Genomic DNA, 14,105 nt, shown 5'->3' with positions numbered 1-14,105 from the left:
AAAACATCTTACCAGCCAAGGCTCGCAGCCCGCGGAGGTAGGGGCTTTGTTGCCGTTCGTGGACCTGCCTGTCGAGTTCGCGCAGCTGCAGCGCGGCGGCTTGTATGCCGTGGGCGTCTACGGACACAGTCAGACCCGGGACCTGGCCGTTCAGACTTTTCTTGCCCTTCCCCGGGGCAGCCGCGCCGTATTCGTAGACGTCGCCGACCAGGTGGACGCACTGATGGCCGAACTGGCCCGCGCCGGCGCAGCCGCGGAAGTGCGGGGTTTTGCCTGGGCTGCTCAGACGCCCAGGGCTCTGGCTGAATTTCCGCTCGATCTGGACAAACTGTTGCGGCCCCGCGGCCGCCTCATCGTGGCGCATGTATCGGCTGATGCCTTGCAAGCCCTGCCTGATGTCGGGCGCTTGATGAAGGCCTGGTCGAACTGGCTGCTGGCCGGCGATTGCACCCTGATGCTGATCATGGCCGGAGCCGCCGCCAAGCCCATGCTGGAACACATGAGCAGGCTCAACCAGTACGTTCGCGGCGCAGCGCACCTGGTCGAGCTGGAGGCGGGCGCGCGCTGGGAGGTTGCGTTCTGGCGCAACACGGAAGGAGTCTGCGGCCCGGCCGGATTGGGTCTGGCAAGGCAAGCGGTAGCCGGATGGCGGTACACGGGACGGAGGTATTCGCAGTCTGCGCATGAGGCCCCGGGAGCCGGCGGCGTGCTTGACGAACAGAAATGCATCCTGCAGGAGCCGGTGCTGGAAGGGACGCCGGTTTTCATGGCCGAGGACTGGCAGGTCCACGCTACGGCGCAGCAGGTGTACGAGCAGGCGCTGCGCGCCACGCATGCCACGGTGGTCTTTGCCTTGGATCATGTTTCCCAGGTGGAGGATCTGGCGCGCAAGCTGTACAACTTGCGCAAGCAACGCGGCCCGGACCTGAAATTGGTCGTGAGGGAAATGCGGCGGACCTTGCGTGATCAGGACGATCAGATCCTGCATGCCTGCGGGGCCACCTTGCTCGTCCCGGCCGATACGCATATCTCCCGTTTCTTCAGTCTCCTGGAAAGCATCCAGGGACAGACGTACACGCGCAGCCTGCCCGAGGACCTGGAACAGGTCCTGAAAAGGCGTGCGCCTGTCGAGGTAAAGGGCATGATCTCTCCTTCCGCCTTTGTCGATTATGTGCACCGGAGCCTGCCCTTGCTGGTCCAGCCCGGCGGTGCGGCCGTGCTGGTGGCTCTGGAGCCCGTGCCCGGGCTGAACACGTCCCAGGTCATGACCCAGCTCATCATGCGTCGTAACGGCGATGTCGCCTGCCATGTGGGCGGTGTTGTGTATTTGTTCTTGCTGGGCTGCCGTCCCAACCTGGTCGAACTGGCTCTGGCGAACGTGTTTCGGCTTCCCTACACGGATATTTTTGTTGAGCATCGTGTGTATTCGAGCCATTCACAGATCGAGGTTCAATTGCAAAACCTGCGTCAGCAACTGGACCAGGGCCTGCAGGAGCCCGACGAGTCGATCGAGGCGCCGGATCTTGTCTCCGGGCCGGGGCCGGCAGCCCGCCAGGATGCGGAACGAGCCTGGAGCGTGCGTCGCTACAGCCTGAAGCTTGCCTCGGGAGAGCTGTCATGACGCAGTTGTTCGCGGCCATCGCCATGGCGGCGTTCGTGCTGGGCCTGTTCCTTGGCCGCCCCTTCTGGCGAGTTCTGCTTGGATTTTCATTATGGTTCAAACTGAGTTTCATGCCTGCCCGCTATTTGCGGAGCAGGGGTGTCTACCGGCCCCAGGGGCAGGACGAGGGTCGCTGAAGAAATGGCTAAAAACAAAGATCAGGATTTGCCGGCGCCCTTCTACGCCATATGGCGCGGCCTGGGCCTGTGGAATCTGTATTTCATTGCCAAGCTTTTCTTGTATTGGGCCGGGCTGCTCAATTTTCATGCTTTTTATAATTTGATTTTTGCCTGCGCGCTGCTGCTGCCGCTGCCGCCTTTGTGGCTGCATCGCCTGCGCCACTTGCTGGCGATTCCGGTGGGCGCGGCTCTTTTTTACTATGACACCTGGTTCCCGCCCATATCGCGCCTGCTGGCTCAGCCCGATGTCCTGAATTTCTCGACCGTTTACCTGCTGGAGCTGGCGCAGCGCTTCATCAACTGGGATCTGGTGGGCGCCGGCTTCGTGCTCCTGGTGGTCTACCTGTTCCTTTCCCAATGGTTGCGCTTGACCATGTTCAGCATGGTGGCGCTGGTCGGGACCAGCTGGCTGGCGTCATTTCCTTGCCGGCAAGCCTGTGGGGCACACAGCCGGCCGTGATGGCGCAGGGGCAGGCGGTGGCGCCGGCTGCGGGCATCGCGCAGCCGCCTGAGCCGGTCGCGGGCAAGCCGCTCAACGAACAGCTCAACCAGGCGTTGCAGGACTTTTATGCAGCGGAGAAAAAACGCGTCACCCAGTTTCCGGTGGAACTGGGTGAATCGGCGGCGTTTGATGTGCTGCTTCTGAATATCTGCTCCCTGTCCTGGTCGGATCTGGAAGCGAGCAATCTTCGCTCCCATCCCATTTTTCAGAAAATGGATGTGGTCTTCAATAATTTCAATTCGGCAACCTCGTACAGCGGTCCCGCCGTGCTGCGCCTGATGAGGGCCAGTTGCGGCCAGGAGTCCCACCATGATTTGTACGAGCCGGTGGATGACCAGTGCTATTTGTTCGAAAACCTCAAACGGCTTGGTTTTTCTCCGCAGACCGCTTTGAACCATAATGGGCAATTCCAGGGATTCATCGAGGAACTGACGGCCGGCGGGCGTTTCCCCGCGCCGTTCATTCCCAAGGATTCCAAGCGCCGCTGGTCCGCATTTGATGACTCTCCAATCTGGGATGACCGCGAGACCCTGCAGCAATGGTGGCGCAACAGATTGGCTTCGGGTCAGAAGAATGCGGCGCTGCTCTACAACACCATTACCTTGCATGATGGAAATCGCGAAATCACGTCCACGGGCGGCAGCCGGTCTTCTCCTTTCCAGAACAGGGCTCAGGTGCTGCTCGACGAGCTGGACGCATTCATGGACGAACTGGAGTCCAGCGGACGGCGCGTACTGGTGATCCTGGTGCCCGAACATGGCGCCGCCTTGGTGGGCGACAAAATGCAGATCTCGGGCATGCGGGAAATTCCCGCGCCCTCCATCACCAATGTGCCGGTGGGCGTGCGCCTGATCGGCGGCAAGAAAACTCAGCAGCCTCGCCAAACGCTGCGTATCGACGAGCCAAGCAGTCACCTGGCGATTTCGGAGCTCTTGTCGCGTCTGCTGGCCGCGCATGCTTTCGAACAGGACACGGTGGACTGGGCAAGCCTGACCTCCGGGCTGCCGCAGACGCTGGCGGTGTCGGAGAACGAAGGCACGGTGCTCATGCCTTACCAAGGCGTGCCCTACGTCCGCATGGGCGGGCGCGACTGGATTCCTTACCCACGATAGAGGCCGTCATGCAAGAACGTTCCAAACTGGTATTGGCCGATGATGTGGTTTCGTTGCGGGAATTCCTGAAGTTGCGCTCCTTGCACTACGTGGACGTGGCCGCGCGCGAAGAACACGAGAAGCTGCTGCAGCGCTGGCCCTTGATGGGCGAAATGCATCGCCTGGCGCAGCAGCGCGACCGCGATCCGGAGCTGCCATCATGAAACTCATGACGGTAGGGACCTTGCGTGGGGGAGCGGGCGCCACGACGGTGGCCGCCATGGCGGCGGAAGCCCTGGTCGGTCAGGGAGCGCGCGTGCTGCTGCTGGACGCATGCCCGGAAAACATGCTGCGGCTGTTCTTTCCCATTGCCTATGAAGCGCAGGACGGCTGGGCGCATGCGCCGCAGGCATGGACCGAGCAGGCCTTCGAGGTGCAGGAGCGGCTCGTGCTTTGTCCGTTCGGCCAACCCGCGGGCGGCGCGCGGGCTTTGAACGCGGATGCGGCGATTGAATTCTGGATGCAATCCCTGCCACGGCTGGCGCCCGAGTTCGACTGGGTGATCGCCGACATCGGCGTCATCGGCCCGGGCAGCGCGTCATGGCGCAGGACCGCCTTTATGGATCTCATCGTGCTTAACCCCGATATCGGCACTCATGTGCGAATGGGGCAAAGTTCATTGCTCGCTCCGGAAAGCCGTTTGCTGATCAACCAGTTCGATCCGGCGCGCAAGCTCTCGGCCGACCTGGTGCTGGACTGGCGGGGGGGCTATGCGGACCAGTTGCTGCCGGTGTTCGTGCATAGGGACGAGGCGCTGCACGAGGCATTGGCCAAGCGCATGACCATAGCGGACTATATGCCTCGCTCGGCGGCGGCATTGGACTTTTCAGCCCTGGCGGTATGGGCGCTTGCGCAGCAAAGGCTCGAGCAGCCATGCTGACCCGTCTTTTCCTCACCCCGGCCGCCCAGGCCTACCTGGAGCGCACCCGCGTCTACCTGCGCGAAGACCGCGGCATGGGACGGCGAACCGCAGCCTGGTATTCGTTCTGGCTGGGCGTGTGCTTCATTTTCTTCAGGCTGGAAGGCCCTGCCTGGCAGTCGCTGCGGCGCCGCTCGGCCCCCTGGTTCGAGCACCTGCGCAGTCGTCCCTGGAGATTTGCGGATCCGTTGCGCTATGTCTTGCAGGCGGGCTGGATGCTGCTGTTCGTTTCGCCAGGCGAGCAACGCGGCTGGCCTGCAGCCCGCACGATCCAGCGTTTCATGCAGGCGGCTCGCTTCTGGCTGCTGCGGCGCCGCCGCCGCTGGCTCGAGCGTCTGGGACAGATGACTCTGCGCATGCGTCAGGACGGGTATGGCCGCTATGTGGCCGAGCACTATGCCGCGCTCGGACGGGGCGCGCGCGGGCTCGTCCTGCTGCTGGCCGGGACGCTGGCCTGCGGCATGGCCCTGTTGCTGGTGACTCAGCCGTTTTCCTATTTTGCGCAGCTGATCTTCGTCATCTTGCTCTGGGGCACCGCCATGGTGGTCCGGCGCATGCCCAGCCAGCTCTCCACCCTGATGCTCATCGTCCTGTCCGTGACGGTGTCCAGCCGCTACATCTGGTGGCGCTATACGTCCACCTTGAATTGGAGCAGCAATCTGGATCTGGTCTTTGGCCTTGCCCTGCTGCTGGCTGAAACCTATTCCTGGATCGTGCTGCTGCTGGGTTATGCGCAGACGGCCTGGCCATTGCGGCGCCAGCCCGCATCCCTGCCCGAGGACCAGTCTCAATGGCCCACGGTGGACTTGATGATCCCCACCTACAACGAGGACCTCAGCGTCGTGAAACCCACGGTCTACGCCGCCTTGGGGATGGATTGGCCCAAGGACAAGCTGCGCATCCACATCCTGGACGACGGGCGTCGCGAGGCTTTCCGGGAATTCGCGCAGCAGGTGGGCGTGGGCTACATCATCCGGCCCGACGGGCGTCATGCCAAGGCGGGCAACCTGAACCATGCCTTGCAATATACGGATGGTGATCTGGTGGCGATCTTCGATTGCGACCACATACCGACGCGTTCGTTCCTGCAGCTGACCACAGGCTGGTTCCTGAAGGATCCCAAGCTGGCCTTGGTGCAGACGCCCCACCACTTCTTTTCACCCGATCCCTTCGAGCGCAACCTGGGGCATTTCGGCAAGCAGCCGAATGAAAACGCCTTGTTCTACGGTTTGCTGCAGGACGGCAACGACTTGTGGAACGCCGCCTTTTTCTGTGGTTCGTGCGCGGTGCTGCGCCGCTCGGCCATCGAGGACATCGGCGGGTTCGCGGTGGAAACCGTCACCGAGGACGCTCATACGGCCCTGCGGCTGCACCGCAAGGGCTACAACTCCGCGTACCTGCGCATCCCGCAGGCGGCCGGCCTGGCCACTGAAAGCCTGTCGGCCCATATCGGGCAGCGCATCCGCTGGGCGCGCGGCATGGTGCAGATCTTCCGCACGGACAACCCCTTGCTGGGCAAGGGCCTGAGCTTCTTCCAGCGCATCTGCTATCTGAACGCGATGCTGCATTTCCTGGCCGGCATACCGCGCATCATCTATCTGACGGCGCCGCTGGCCTTTCTCTGGTTTCATTCCTACATCGTCTACGCGCCGGCGGTGGCCATCTTGCTCAATGTCGTCCCGCACATGGTGCACGCCAACATCACGAACTCGCATATTCAGGGTTCGTACCGGCGCACGTTCTGGGGCGAGGTCTACGAGACCGTGCTGGCCTGGTACATCGCCCGGCCCACGACGGTGGCCCTGTTCGCACCCAGCAAGGGCAAATTCAATGTGACGGCCAAGGGCGGCCTGGTCGAGCGCCAGTACTTCGACTGGACCATCTCCCACCCCTATGTGCTGCTGGCCCTGGCCAACGTGGTCGGCCTGGGTTTTGGCGTATGGCGGCTGTTCACGGGCCCCTCGCATGAAATCATCACCGTGCTGATCACGATGCTCTGGGTTTTCTACAATCTGATCATTCTGGGCGGGGCGGTGGCCGTGGCGGCGGAGGTGCGCCAGGTGAGGCAGACCCATCGCGTGCCTGCCTCGCTGCCCGCTTTCGTGCAAAGTGAAGACGGCCATATCCTGCCGGCCGTGCTGACCGACTATTCCGAAGGCGGGGTGGGTCTGACGCTGGACGAGGCGCGCGGCTTGAAACATGGCCAGCGCATAACCCTGATTCTGGCTCGCGGCGAGAGGCGTTTCAGTTTTGCCGGCACGATCAGCCGCAGTCTGGGGCGCAACATCGGCATACAGTTCGACAGCCTCAGTCAGCAGGACCACATCGACCTGATCCAGTGCACGTTTGCACGCGCCGACTCCTGGCTTGCCTGGAGCGACCGGTTCCGTCTGGACAGGCCCTTGCGCAGTCTGCGCGACGTGGTGGTCCTTGGCTTCAGCGGCTATCAGCGCCTGGCCGCGCACGCGCCATTCCCGTTCAACGTGATGCTGCGCGAAAGCACAAACGCCCTGTCCTGGCTGATGTCCTTCGTGCCGCGTCGCAATGTCGACGCACCCGTTTCCAAGTTTTGAGTGACCGTAACGTTTGCCTTATGAAAAAAATGATGAAATTCCTGTTTGCGGCACTTGGCATGGCGTCCAGCGCCCTGGCCTTTTCGCAAGAAAACACCCCGGCGGGCCTGACGGCGCCGACCGGGATCGTGGAACCGCCGGCCAGCAGTGCCGCGCAGGAGCAGCATGACGCGCCGCGGACCGTGCGCACGGAGCTGAGCCTGAGGCGGCTGGCCAATGGCGACGTGGCGGTGCTCAACGGCCTGCAGAATGTGCAGACGCTGGAGTTCACCCTGCGCAAGGACCAGGTGGTGACCCAGGCCCACCTGGACCTGGCCTTCACGCCGTCTCCCGCCTTGCTGAGCAAGCTCTCGCACATCAGGGTGTACCTGAACGAGGAGATGATGGGTGTCGTGCCGGTGGACGAAACCGCCCCCGGAACCGTCCAGTCGCACCGTGTCGGACTGGATCCGCTCTACCTGACCAGCTTCAACCGCCTGCGGCTCGAATTCGTCGGGCATTACACCAATATCTGTGAAGATCTGGCTCACACGTCGCTGTGGCTGGACCTCAGCCAGAAGACGCGCGTGGTCCTGGATCAGCAAGCCCTTCCGGTCGTGAACGACCTGGCGTTCTTTCCGGAGCCATTCCTGGACCTGGGCGACATGAACGCCCAATCCATTCCGTTCATGTTCCAGCAATTGCCCGATGCGCCCACTTTGCAGGCCGCCTCCGTGCTTTCCTCTTTCCTGGGCAGCCGGGCCGCGTGGCGCGTCCTGGAGTTTCCGACCCTGATCAACAGTCTGCCCGCGCAGGGTCATGCGGTGGTCTTTGCCGACAATGACCATCGCCCCGACATCCTCAAGGATTATCCCAAGGTCGATGCTCCCACCGTGGAACTGATCAGCGTTCCCGACAATCCGACCCGGAAACTGCTGCTGGTGCTGGGGCGAGACAGTGCGGACCTGCTGACGGCGGCCCAGGCGCTGGCCCTGGGCAACCCCTTGTTCCGCGGCCAGAGCGTCACCATCAAGGATGCGGTAAGCCTGCAGGCGCGCAAGCCTTACGACGCTCCCAACTGGACGCCGACGGATCGGCCGGACCGTTTTTCGGAGCTGGTCGAGTATCCGGGGCAGCTGGAGGTGTCGGGCCTGAGGCCCGCGCCCATTACCTTGCGCCTGAACCTGCCGCCTGATCTGTTCGTCTGGCGCAACAACGGCATTCCCATGCAGGTGCGCTATCGCTATACGCCCCCGGCTTCGGTGGATGAGTCGCGGTTGAGCCTGAGCCTGAACAACCGCTTCGTGGATAGTTATCTGCTCAATCCCCAGGGCGGCACCCGGGCCTTGAGCGACATGCGCCTGCCTTTGCTCAGCAATGATTCGACCACCACGCAGGAGAACCTGTTGATTCCGGCCCTGAAGATCGGGGCGCACAATCAATTGCGGTTTGATTTTTCCTTTGCCGCGCTGGTGGGCAGTTCGCAGCCGGACCGTTGCCAGACCATGCTGCCGGTCGACACGCGGGCCGCCATCGACGAAAACTCCCACATCGATTTTTCGGGTTATCGGCATTACCTGGAAATGCCGAATCTGCAGGCTTTCGCCATGAGCGGCTTTCCGTTCAGCAAGATGGCCGACCTGTCTGAAACCCTGGTTGTGCTCCCGGCCAAGCTCAACAAAGAGAGCGTCTCGACCGTCCTGGAGTTGATGGGCCATATCGGCGCGCAAGTGGGCTATCCCGCTGTCAAGGTGCGCCTGAGCCAGGATCTGAATGCGGCGGCCGCCCAGGACGCCGATGTCATCTGGATCGGGGAGATGCCGGAGGCGGCGCGTCTAAGCCCAAACGCCAATCTCTTGTTGCAGGAGGCTGGAGACAGTGTGAAGCAGCCTCGCCAGTCTGGATTGCGCGTCAGCGACAGCCTGCGACATACCGAGTTCTCCGAGCGTCCCGAGATGGACGCGGTGACGCGAGTGGACGTGAAGGCGCTGGCTCCGCTGGCGGCGGTGGTCGGCATGCAGTCGAGCGCCTACCCTCAGCGTAGCTGGGTGGGCCTGCTGGCTTCCACGCCGGAGGATTACGCCTTGCTGCGTACGGCTTTTCGCGATGAAGGCCGCCGGGACGCCATCCAGGGTTCCGTGGCCCTCATCCGGGATTCGGGCGTTGTGAGCGAAGCGGTGGGGCCGCGTTATTTCGTCGGTCAACTGCATTGGTGGCAACTGGTATGGTTCCACTTGTCCGATAAACCGCTGCTGCTGGCCGCCGTGGCGGCGCTGACGGTGGTGCTGATCGCGCTCATGCTGTGGCTGGCCTTGCGGGCAGTGGCTCGCCGGCGGTTGAGCAAAGATGCTTAAGCGCCTGCTTGCGGCATTGTTGCTGCTGGCGGCCGGGCTGCCGGCCTCGGCCGATACTTGCCAGCCGTCCGCCTTCGAGGCGCGCTGGCAGTATTTCAGCCAGCACCTGATCACGGACGAGGGCAGGGTGGTGGACTATTCGGACCAGAGGCAGATCACCACGTCCGAAGGGCAGAGCTATGCGATGCTGTTCGCCTTGCTGGCCGGTGACCAGCCCATGTTTCGCCGCCTGCTCGCCTGGACCCGGGATAATCTGGCCCAGGGAGACCTGGGCGCGCATCTGCCGGCCTGGCTCTGGGGCAGGCAGTCCGAGGACGCCTGGGGCGTGCTGGATGCGAATTCGGCGTCGGATTCCAATGCCTGGATTGCTTATGCGCTGCTTGAGGCTGGCCGTTTGTGGAAGCAGCGCGAGTATACGGTGGCGGGGCACCTGCTGCTGCAGCGCATGGGCAAGGAAGAGGTGGCGGATCTGCCCGGCTTCGGGGCCATGCTGCTGCCGGGTCGGCAAGGTTTCGTGCATGAAGACCAATGGCGCTTGAATCCAAGCTACCTGCCGCCCATGGTGATGGAGCGTTTCGCGCAGGAAGCCAGCCAGCCATGGGCGCAGGTTCTGGAAGGGACGCGTCGTCTTCTGGTCGAGTCCGCTCCTCTGGCCGTATCGCCGGACTGGGTGGATTGGGACGGGCAGGGGCATCGCTTCGTCAGCCGTGACGGAAAAGACGCCCAAAGCAGCTATGACGCCATCCGTGTCTATCTATGGGTGGGAATGATGCCCGCGGGCATGACGGGCGCGGTGGAATTGAAGGCGCACTTCGCCCCCATCGGGCAATGGATAGGTGCCGACGGGCGTTTTCCCGAGCGCATCGATAGCCGTGACGGGACGGCGCTTGGCGTCGGGCCGGCCGCTTTTTCCGCCGCCTTGCTGCCTTTGTTCGCCGATGGCGATAAAGCCAGGGCCTTGCGCACGAGGGCGGCGGGGGTGCCGATGGCGCGAGACAACTATTACAGCCAGGTGCTGAGCCTTTTTTCCGCTGGGTGGGACGCCGGCTTGCTGCGATTCGACCCCCATGGTTTTCTTGATTCACAACAGTCGCCATGCCCTTGAATCGACTCAACTTCATCCTGTTGGCCGGCATGTTCGCGGCCAATCCGGTTCAGGCTCAGCCGCAGGCCGACGCCGAGGCCCTCAAGCGGCGCATCATTGAACAGATCCATGTAGGCGAATCCGCCTATCGGGATGATATCGTCAACGATGCCGTGCAGCGCCTCTATCGTTTGGAGCCGGGGCATCCTGCGGGGGTGTTCGCCCAATTCAACCAGGCGTTGCGAACCGGCAAGCTGGTCGAAGCGCAAGCTTTCCTGCAGGATCTGGAGGCCCGGGCGCCGCAGTCCCAGGAGTTGCGCGAGGCGCGTGTCCTGCTGCGCCTGTCCCAGCCTGCCGGCTCCCAAGCCCTGGGCCAGGCTCGCCTGCTGGCGGCGGCAGGCCGCGTGGAAGAGGCCAGGAAAGCGTATGACGATTTGTTCAAGGGCGTTCTGCCAGGAGCGGACTATGGTGTGGAGTACTGGCAACTGCGCGCCCGCGAAGAGGGCGGCAGGCAGGCGGCCTACCTTCAATTGCAGCAGCTCCAGAAAACGTATCCCAGGCATGCCGCCCTCCTGACCGTACTGGCCAATCTGGCGTTCAACCTGAACCAGCCCGCCCAAGCCCGAAATTACCTGTACCAGTTGGCCAAGCTGCCCGGCGGCCTTGGGGCAGCCGCCACGCGGGAATTCGATTATCTGTCCACGCTGCCGGTGTCGGCCGAGTCCTTGGGCGCCTGGCGGGAGTTCGTCGCCCTGTACGCAGGCCACAGCCTGGTTGCCAAGGCACAGGCCCAGGCGGATCGTCAGGCGGCATTGTTGAGCGATCCTCGTTGGGTGGCCGGCCAGCAGGGGATAGCCGCCATCGAGGCGGGAGGGTCGAGCGCCCGCAGCCTTGCCCAGCTGCAACAGGCCGCGCGGGCCTATCCGGACGATGTGGAGGTCCTGGGCGCATTGGGCCTGGCTTATCTGCGCCGCGGCGATCGCGTACGGGCCCTGCAGTATTTCGAGCAGGCCAAGCGGAGCGAACCTCGGGAGGACCAGACATACCGCTGGGTGAGCCTGATCGATTCGACGCGCTACTGGCTGTTGCTCGAGCAGGCGGAGGCGGCCCTGAAGGCTTCCCGCCTGGACCAGGCGCAAGCTCTGTATACGCAGGCGACGCGCCTGGATGCGCAAGACGTCCATGCGCCGCTGGGGCTGGCGGATGTGGCGGCCGCACGCGGCCAGTACGATGCCGCCCTGGCCGGCTACATGCGCGTTCTGTCGCGGGAGCCCGGGCAGGCGGAGGCGCTGCGCGGAATCGCCCGGACCCTGGATAAATACGAGCCCGCCCAAGCCCTGGCCTGGCTGGACTCGATCCGCGGGCCAAACGCTGCGGCATTGGCGCAGACGCGGCGTCTCGTCCAGTTGCGCATGTACCTGGCCCAGGCGCAGGAGCAGGAGCGGGCGGAGCAGTGGGGCGCATCGGCGGCCTCCCTGGAACAGGCCCAGCAATTGGATCCGGATGACCCATGGCTGAGCTATCGCCTGGCCGAGATGTGGTTCAAGGCCGGCGAGACCGAGCGCGGCCTGCAGGCATTCCAGCGCCATCTGGACAAGCATCCGCGCGCAGGGATCAGCCGCTATGCCCATGGCCTGCTGCTGGAGTCCCTCGATCGCTGGAGCGAGGGACTGGCGAGCCTGGAGCGGGTGGCTCGTACCGACTGGACCGCGGACATGCAGTCCCTGGCGCAGCGTCTGCACGACAGGGAACGGATCGAGCAGGCTCGCAGCTTGTATGCCGTGGGCCGGGTCCAGGATGCGATAGGCTCGCTCGAACGTGAAGACCGGCCCAGCAATGCCGTGCGCCTGCAGATCGCGGCATGGGCTTTGGAGTCCGGCGACGTGGCGAAGGCCAAATCCCAATATGCGGCGGTGCTGCGGGCCGAGCCCGAGAACCCGGACGCCTACCTGGGCCAGATGGAAGCCTGGCAGTCCGAAGGGCGCACGGCGACGGTCGAGCAGGCCTTGAGCGACAGGCCGGCGAGCTTGCGCGACTCAGCCAGCGTCAATGAGAAGCGGCGCCTGTCGGCGCTTTATCTGGCCTTGGGCGAAAGGGCGCAGGCGCGCACTCTGCTGGAGCAGGCCGCCAGCCAGGCCCAGGGGCCGGAGCCTCTGCTCTACCGCGACCTGGGCCGCATCGTCGCCAAGGATCAACCCGAGCAGGCGCTGGGACATTTCGAGACGGCCTTGCGGCAGGCCGTAGCCTTGCAGGATTATTCGGCGGCAGGGCAGGAGCGGCGCAAGACGGAGCTGACCCGGGCGACGCGCAGCAACGAGAGCGATGACTGGCTGTTGCGCAGCTTGCGCAGCGACACGGCCGAGCTCTATCAGCAGCAGAGCCCCGTACTGCATCTGCATGAGGACTTCTGGGGGCGCAACGACGGCACGCCGGGCCTGTCGCGGCTGAGGGCCGGCACGACCATGGCCCAGCTGGATTTCCCGCTGGGCGAGGGCACCATGTATGTACGGGCCGACCATGTGCGCATGAATGCGGGCTCGTTCGATGTAGAGACGAACGGCGCCCACCAGGAGCGATTCGGCACCTGCTCGTTCACGGCGGACGACGCCGACGGAAATACAGTCGCCCTTCCAGGATGCAGCAGTGACTTGCGCCAGCGCGCCAACGGCACCAGCTTTGCTCTGGGTTACCGGAACGGGCGCTTCGCCGCCGACATAGGCCGCACGCCGGCCGGCTTTCCTGTGGAAAACTGGGTGGGCGGCGTCAGCATCAGCGGGGACGCCGGACCGCTTGGCCTGACGCTCACCGCTTCGCGCCGGCCCTTGTCCAATTCGCTGCTGTCATTTGCAGGGGCCCGCGACCCCCGTACCGGCATCACCTGGGGCGGAGTTCTGGCCACCGGGGCGAGCCTGGGCCTGAGCTGGGACCAAGGCCTGGCCCACGGGGTCTGGGCGGATCTGGGGCTGCATCGTCTTACGGGCCGCAATGTGCAAGGCAACACCCGCACCACCTTGATGGGCGGCTACTATCACCGCCTGATCAATCGGCCCCATGAACAATTGTCCGTGGGGGTGAATGCGCTCCACTGGCGGTTCTCGCAGGATCTGGGGGAATACACACTGGGGCAGGGAGGATACTTCAGTCCGCAGCGCTTCACCTCCCTGTCGCTGCCTGTCACCTATGCCCGGCGCACGGCCAACTGGTCTTTCGAGCTGCAGGGCTCGGTGTCCCGCTCCTTCACGCGCAGCCAGGCATCCAGCTACTATCCTCTGGAAGGGCTGGTCTCGGGGCCTGCAGGTCAGATGACGGCCATGGGCGTGCCGTACGCCAATCTGCTGTCCTCCAACGCCATCGAGGGCAGCTCGAGCAAGGGATGGGCCTACTCCTTGCGGGGAGTGGCCGAGCGCAGGCTGGACAATCATTGGGTGCTGGGCGGCGGCATCGACTGGCAGAAGGGCAAGGAGTACGCCCCGAGCCGCTTCATGCTCTACCTGCGCTACAGCTTCGAGCCATGGCAGGGGGACCTGCCCTTGCCGCCCCGGCCCCTGACTCCCTACGCGGATTTCAAGTGAACGGGGTCCCCACGCCGGTCGCCAGGTCGCCTGGTGTGGGGAAAAGTCCGCAAGCTCAAGGCTTTACTGAATTTATCCTTGCTTTTCGGGCTGGCTTTTAGTATTATGAATAGCTTACCTGTCCATTTGTCC

Annotated in this window: 10 protein-coding genes; all 10 read left to right on the top strand. The window is 63.8% G+C overall.

Annotation, left to right across the window (positions count from 1 at the left end; genetic code table 11):
• The first annotated feature begins 46 nt into the window (after positions 1-46).
• The 10 genes from bcsE to bcsC are packed head-to-tail and all read left to right on the top strand — an operon-like array spanning position 47 to position 13,973.
• Positions 47-1,621 carry a cellulose biosynthesis protein BcsE gene (gene bcsE, locus ACWPWO_RS16255; protein WP_454007430.1) on the top strand — a complete coding sequence of 525 codons (1,575 nt, stop codon included), beginning with the start codon at positions 47-49 and terminating at the stop codon, positions 1,619-1,621.
• Positions 1,618-1,797 carry a hypothetical protein gene (locus ACWPWO_RS16250; protein ID WP_454007429.1) on the top strand — a complete coding sequence of 60 codons (180 nt, stop codon included), beginning with the start codon at positions 1,618-1,620 and terminating at the stop codon, positions 1,795-1,797. Before bcsE ends, ACWPWO_RS16250 begins: the two co-directional genes overlap by 4 nt.
• 4 nt (positions 1,798-1,801) lie before the next feature.
• Positions 1,802-2,299 carry a cellulose biosynthesis protein BcsG gene (gene bcsG, locus ACWPWO_RS16245; RefSeq protein ID WP_454007428.1) on the top strand — a complete coding sequence of 166 codons (498 nt, stop codon included), beginning with the start codon at positions 1,802-1,804 and terminating at the stop codon, positions 2,297-2,299.
• Entirely contained in the window at positions 2,263-3,453 is a 1,191-nt protein-coding gene (gene bcsG, locus ACWPWO_RS16240) for a cellulose biosynthesis protein BcsG (protein WP_454007427.1), read from the top strand. The genes bcsG (ACWPWO_RS16245) and bcsG (ACWPWO_RS16240) overlap by 37 nt, the downstream gene beginning before the upstream one ends.
• An 8-nt stretch (positions 3,454-3,461) precedes the next feature.
• Positions 3,462-3,656 carry a BcsR/BcsP family cellulose biosynthesis protein gene (gene bcsR / locus ACWPWO_RS16235; protein WP_454007426.1) on the top strand — a complete coding sequence of 65 codons (195 nt, stop codon included), beginning with the start codon at positions 3,462-3,464 and terminating at the stop codon, positions 3,654-3,656.
• Positions 3,657-3,712: 56 nt separating this feature from the next.
• Positions 3,713-4,372 carry a cellulose synthase operon protein YhjQ/BcsQ gene (locus tag ACWPWO_RS16230; RefSeq protein WP_454007425.1) on the top strand — a complete coding sequence of 220 codons (660 nt, stop codon included), beginning with the start codon at positions 3,713-3,715 and terminating at the stop codon, positions 4,370-4,372.
• Positions 4,366-6,984 carry a UDP-forming cellulose synthase catalytic subunit gene (bcsA, locus tag ACWPWO_RS16225; protein ID WP_454007424.1) on the top strand — a complete coding sequence of 873 codons (2,619 nt, stop codon included), beginning with the start codon at positions 4,366-4,368 and terminating at the stop codon, positions 6,982-6,984. The genes ACWPWO_RS16230 and bcsA overlap by 7 nt, the downstream gene beginning before the upstream one ends.
• A 29-nt stretch (positions 6,985-7,013) precedes the next feature.
• On the top strand, positions 7,014-9,317 hold the full coding sequence (gene bcsB / locus ACWPWO_RS16220; RefSeq protein WP_454007423.1) for a cellulose biosynthesis cyclic di-GMP-binding regulatory protein BcsB: 2,304 nt from the start codon (positions 7,014-7,016) through the stop codon (positions 9,315-9,317).
• Complete coding sequence (gene bcsZ / locus ACWPWO_RS16215; protein ID WP_454007422.1) at positions 9,310-10,422, top strand: cellulose synthase complex periplasmic endoglucanase BcsZ; 1,113 nt, start codon at positions 9,310-9,312, stop codon at positions 10,420-10,422. Before bcsB ends, bcsZ begins: the two co-directional genes overlap by 8 nt.
• Positions 10,413-13,973, top strand: a complete 3,561-nt coding sequence (gene bcsC / locus ACWPWO_RS16210; RefSeq protein ID WP_454007421.1) for a cellulose synthase complex outer membrane protein BcsC — start codon at positions 10,413-10,415, stop codon at positions 13,971-13,973. The genes bcsZ and bcsC overlap by 10 nt, the downstream gene beginning before the upstream one ends.
• The last annotated feature ends 132 nt before the right edge of the window (positions 13,974-14,105 follow it).

The organism is Alcaligenes sp. Marseille-Q7550, assembly GCF_965112015.1.
Note: the sequence above shows the minus strand (reverse complement) of the source record. Positions and strands in the feature narration are given on the sequence as shown.